This window comes from Bradyrhizobium sp. (assembly GCF_017881085.1).
Lineage (GTDB): Bacteria > Pseudomonadota > Alphaproteobacteria > Rhizobiales > Xanthobacteraceae > Bradyrhizobium.
Map to the genome: position 1 here is coordinate 1 of NZ_JADGRI010000393.1, position 4,325 is coordinate 4,325.

Sequence of the window (4,325 nt, forward strand, 5' to 3'; positions counted from 1 at the left end):
CATCGCTACGCGCCCCTGTCCGACGAGGAAGCGACCGCCACGGCGCTGGCGATCTGGGAACGCACCAACCTCGCCAATCTCGAGGACAACATCCTGCCGACCCGGCCGCGCGCGACGCTGATCCTGAAGAAGGGTGCCGATCACGTGGTCGAAACGGTGGCGCTGCGGCGGCTTTAGGGCATGATCCCGAAAAGTGGGAACCGGTTTTCGGAACAGATCATGCCCAAACAAACACGTCAGGCGGCGTGCCGCGAGGCATCGACGCCAAAATGCCCGATGTAGCGGGCGTTGATCGCGGATACCGGCATCACGATCAGCACGTCGGTGGTTCCGAACTGATGATCGACCACCGCGCCGTCGCCGATATAGGCGCCGAGCCGCAGATAGCCCTTGATCAACGGCGGCAGCTCGTGCAGCGCGGCTTTCGGGTTGATGGCTTCCTTCGCCATCCGGTTCATCTCGATACGGCGCGAGGAATGCGCGGCCGCGCGCCAGGATTCCGGGGCCTGCGCATAATGATGCAGGAAGGACAGAGGCAGCGCCAGCCGGTCGGGATCGGTGCCTTCAAAGCTGGCGCAGCCGATCATGACGTCGAGCCGGTGCTGCCTGACATAGCTCCAGATGCCGTGCCACAGCAATTCGACGGTGCGTTTGTTGCGGTAGCGCGGCAGTACGCAGGAGCGGCCGAGCTCGAGAAAGCGCAAATTGGAATGACGCTCGATCAGGCTGCCGATATCGAACTCGTTCTCGGTGTAGAAGCCGCCGTTTCTTTCCGCCACGTCCTGGCGGAGCAGGCGGTAGGTCCCGACCACCGGCAGCTTGCCGCCGATCGACGGCCTGGCGGCGTGGTCGATCACCATGAGATGATCGCAGATCTTGTCGAACGCATCCTTGTCGCGGCGCGCCAGCAGCGTGGCGGCGTCCGCAATCGCGGTGCCGTCCTTGTAGAACACCCGATAGCGCAGCTTTTGCGCGCGCTTGACCTCGCGCTTACCCTCGGCGAGCCGCACCTCGAGCCCGCCCAGCCGTCCGAGCGTGGCGGACGGCCCGGGCAGTTGGATCGGCTTGATGACGCCGGACGGCGAGGGCGGCGGCTTGAGCCAGGTGATTGCCGTCTGCGCTGCGGTCCCGACATTCTCCGGCCGCAACATCTGAAAAAGGCGCTGCGTCGACCGCGCCAATTCGCCGTTCTGCATGAAGTCCCTCGCGACCGCTTGTGTCCGAATCGATTCGGCGCGGTCTTCGACGGTGAGAAATCACGGGCGTTCAACAGCCATGTGACGCCGCCATGGCCGGCGTGTGACAGCATGAGACCGTCGCCTCACGCCGCCAGATGCCGCGAGGCGGCAAGTCCCGTGAGCGCCTCGGCGAGCTTGTCGCGGTCGAGCGGTTTGATCAGGAAGCCGTCCATGCCGGCCTCGAAGCAGGCGTAGCGGTCCTCCACCAGCGTGTTCGCGGTCAGCGCCAGGATCGGCGTCCGCCGGCCGGGCTGGCCGGCCTCGCGCGCGCGGATCCTTTTTGTGGTCTCGATGCCGTCGAGTTGCGGCATCTGGATGTCCATCAGCACCAGGTCGTAGGGCGTGCCGGCGGATTTTGCGGCCAGCCAGGATTCCAGCGCTTCTTCGCCATTGGTGGTGATGACGGCGTGATGCCCCAAACGCGTCAACAGCGAACGCATCAGCAGCGCATTGATCTCATTGTCTTCGGCGACCAGGATCGAAAGCCCGCGCGCCGGCGCCTCGGCGGCAACGGGCGTTTCGATCAGCGCTTCATCGGCCAGACCAGGTGCGGCCACTTCCGGCGCCGTCGACAGCCGCGCCGCGAGCGAGGCCGCGCGCAACGGTTTGATCAGATAGCCGGTGAAGGCGGAGGAGCCGGACGGCTGCGGCTGGTGCCGGGCGGCCGGCGTGAACATGACGATCCGTTGCGTCGCGTGCATCCGCGCGGTCTCGCCGAGCGACTCGACTTCCTGCGCGCCAAGCGCGCGATCGATCAGCACGGCGTGCCAGGTCCGTTCCGGCAACAGGGCCTTTGCCACCGCGACATCGGCGACCATGCAGGTCTGGGCGCCCCAGCGCTGCAGCCGCCGCGCCACCAGCGAGGCCTCGATGCTCTGCGGCGTCACCAGCATGATCGGCTGGCCCGCGAGATCCGGCGCCGCGAACGGCTTTTGCTGGCCATCCGAGGCAGGAAGCGGAATCGACACTTCGAAGGTGGATCCCGTGCCGAGCTGGCTCTCCAGCGTGATGCGGCCGCCCATGCGCTTGACGATGCGTTCGGAGATGCTCAGCCCCAATCCAGTGCCGCCATAGCTGCGGGCGATGCGCTCGTCGGCCTGCTCGAACTCGCGGAAAATCCGCTCTCGCGCGTCGGGTGCGATGCCGATGCCGGTGTCGCGGACCAGGAAACTGATCTCGTTCGGCCAGATGCCGGGCTCGACGATCAGCGCCACGCCTCCGGTGGAAGTGAATTTGATGGCGTTGCCGGCGAGATTGAGCAGCACCTGCCGCAGCCTCGCGGCGTCGCCGACCACTTCGCCCGGCAGCCGTTCATCGACATAGGCCGCGATTTCCAGCTTTCGCGCCTGCGCCCGCGGCGCCAGCAGCTCGGTGATGTCCTCGATCATGGTGGCGAGCGCGAACGGGCGATGCTCGAGATCGATCTTGCCGGCTTCGATCTTGGAATAGTCCAGCAGTTCCTCGATCAGCGACAATAGCGCGTCGCCCGAGGTTTTCACCGCCTTGGCGTAGGTCATCTGCTCCGGCGTCAGCGGCGTGTCCAAAAGCAGGCCGCTCATGCCGAGGATGCCGTTCAGCGGCGTGCGGATTTCGTGAGAGGCCATCGCCAGGAAGCGCGACTTGGCGCGGTTGGCGGCGTCGGCCTGGTCGCGGGCCTCGGCCAGCGCGCGCTCGGTCTCGGTGCGGTCGGTGACGTCGCGGCCGACGGATTGCAATTCCGCGGGGTGGCCGGCGTCGGATCGAACCCAGCCCTCGCGCCACGCGATCCATCTGGGACCCAGGGGGCCTGCGATCTTCTGGTCGTGAATGCGGGTGCCGTTCGATTCCAGCGCGGTGTCGCCCTGTTCAAGCACAGGGAAGGTGAACTTGCTGCCGACCAGCGCGTCGCGCGGCTGCTTCGCCAGTTCGCAATAGGCGTCGTTGACGAAGCTGATGCGGCCCTCGGCGTCGCGCAGCACGATCAAATCGCCCTGCGATTCGAACAGGCTGCGGGCGCGCTGCTCGGACTCCTGCAGTTCCCAGTTGCGGTCGGCCAGCGTTTCGTTGTGGAGCGCGACCTTGCGAAGCTTCTGGCGCATCATGCGCATCCGGAAGCTCAGCGTCGCAAGCGCGAGACAGGCGACCGCGAACAAAAAGCTCGCGCCGATTGCAAAGGTGTTGGGGTCGTAGCCGGAACCTGGAGACCTGCTTCCGGCGATGAAACCATACGAACCGCCGAACGCGGCGGAAAAGATCATGAAGGAGCGGACCGTGAAGACCAGCCAATGATGGCGTCGGGAGAAGCGTCGCAGGTGTAACTTGATCCGGAAAACCCGTCCCATGCCGATGACCCCGAAACCCGACTTGCCGCGCCCGTCGCGGCGCCGACGATGAAGTGGTTGACCTTGCAAAGTGCTTGAGGTTGCACGGTGTCGCGTGCGGCGATGAGAACAGGGTTAATGCCGTGTTAAGCCATAGCGTTTTCGAGCGAAGTGGAGACCGGTTCGCGTCGGGAAAACGCGTCAAACAAAAGAGGACAAAAACTGCGCGGCAACTCAGAGCGAGGCGGCGACCAGCCGGCGATGTCCGCCGCCGGCGCCGACCACCAATGCGGCCGCATCGCGCGCGCTGAAGTTCTTCGAGCGCACGAAGATCCGGTAATCGGCGGGCCCATTGGACGAAAGATAGATCACCGGTGCGTCCGGCGCGGAATTGGCGGAGATCGAGACCAGCCGCGTGGCCGGATTGGCCGCGCAGGTGCCGCCCCCGGTGCTGTCGACATCGTCGAGCACGGCGAAGTCGGCCGAATCGGCGCTGTCGGATAGCTGCACCCGCACCGTCGCCAGCGCCGGATCGTCGGTGAAGGAGACGTGAAGATCGGCATGCCAGGGCACGGATGCGATCTGGACCGACGTGTCGGCGATGGCGATGCAGGGCTGCGCGCCGGGTAACACGCTGCCGCGTGCGAATACGCCGAGGATCAACAGAGGAACGGCCGAGGCCAGAATCTTGAGACGCAACATCACACACCCACTCAACGCCAGGCCCGCGAACACGCGGCGGGCTTATGGTTGGCAGACGGTAAACAAGACTCGTTACCGGCGGGTT

At 65.6% G+C, this 4,325-nt stretch carries 3 protein-coding genes and 1 pseudogene; 1 reads left to right on the plus strand and 3 read right to left on the minus strand.

From position 1 onward, the window contains the following. Positions 1–177 (plus strand): annotated as a pseudogene (locus tag QZ213_RS25260) (type I pantothenate kinase); the annotation flags it as partial. A gap of 59 nt (positions 178–236) precedes the next feature. Here QZ213_RS25260 and QZ213_RS25265 read toward each other — a convergent pair. The 3 genes from QZ213_RS25265 to QZ213_RS25275 all read right to left on the minus strand — a co-directional run bounded on the left by QZ213_RS25265 (position 237) and on the right by QZ213_RS25275 (position 4,240). Beyond that, positions 237–1,196, minus strand: a complete 960-nt coding sequence (locus tag QZ213_RS25265) for a GNAT family N-acetyltransferase (protein WP_291688791.1) — start codon at positions 1,194–1,196, stop codon at positions 237–239. Between the two features lie 125 nt (positions 1,197–1,321). Beyond that, positions 1,322–3,559, minus strand: coding sequence for an ATP-binding protein (locus tag QZ213_RS25270; RefSeq protein WP_291688792.1), 2,238 nt, complete (start codon positions 3,557–3,559; stop codon positions 1,322–1,324). 213 nt (positions 3,560–3,772) lie between these two features. After that, a complete protein-coding gene (locus QZ213_RS25275) occupies positions 3,773–4,240 on the minus strand; it encodes a hypothetical protein (protein ID WP_291688793.1) in 468 nt (155 codons plus the stop codon). Between the last annotated feature and the right edge of the window lie 85 nt (positions 4,241–4,325).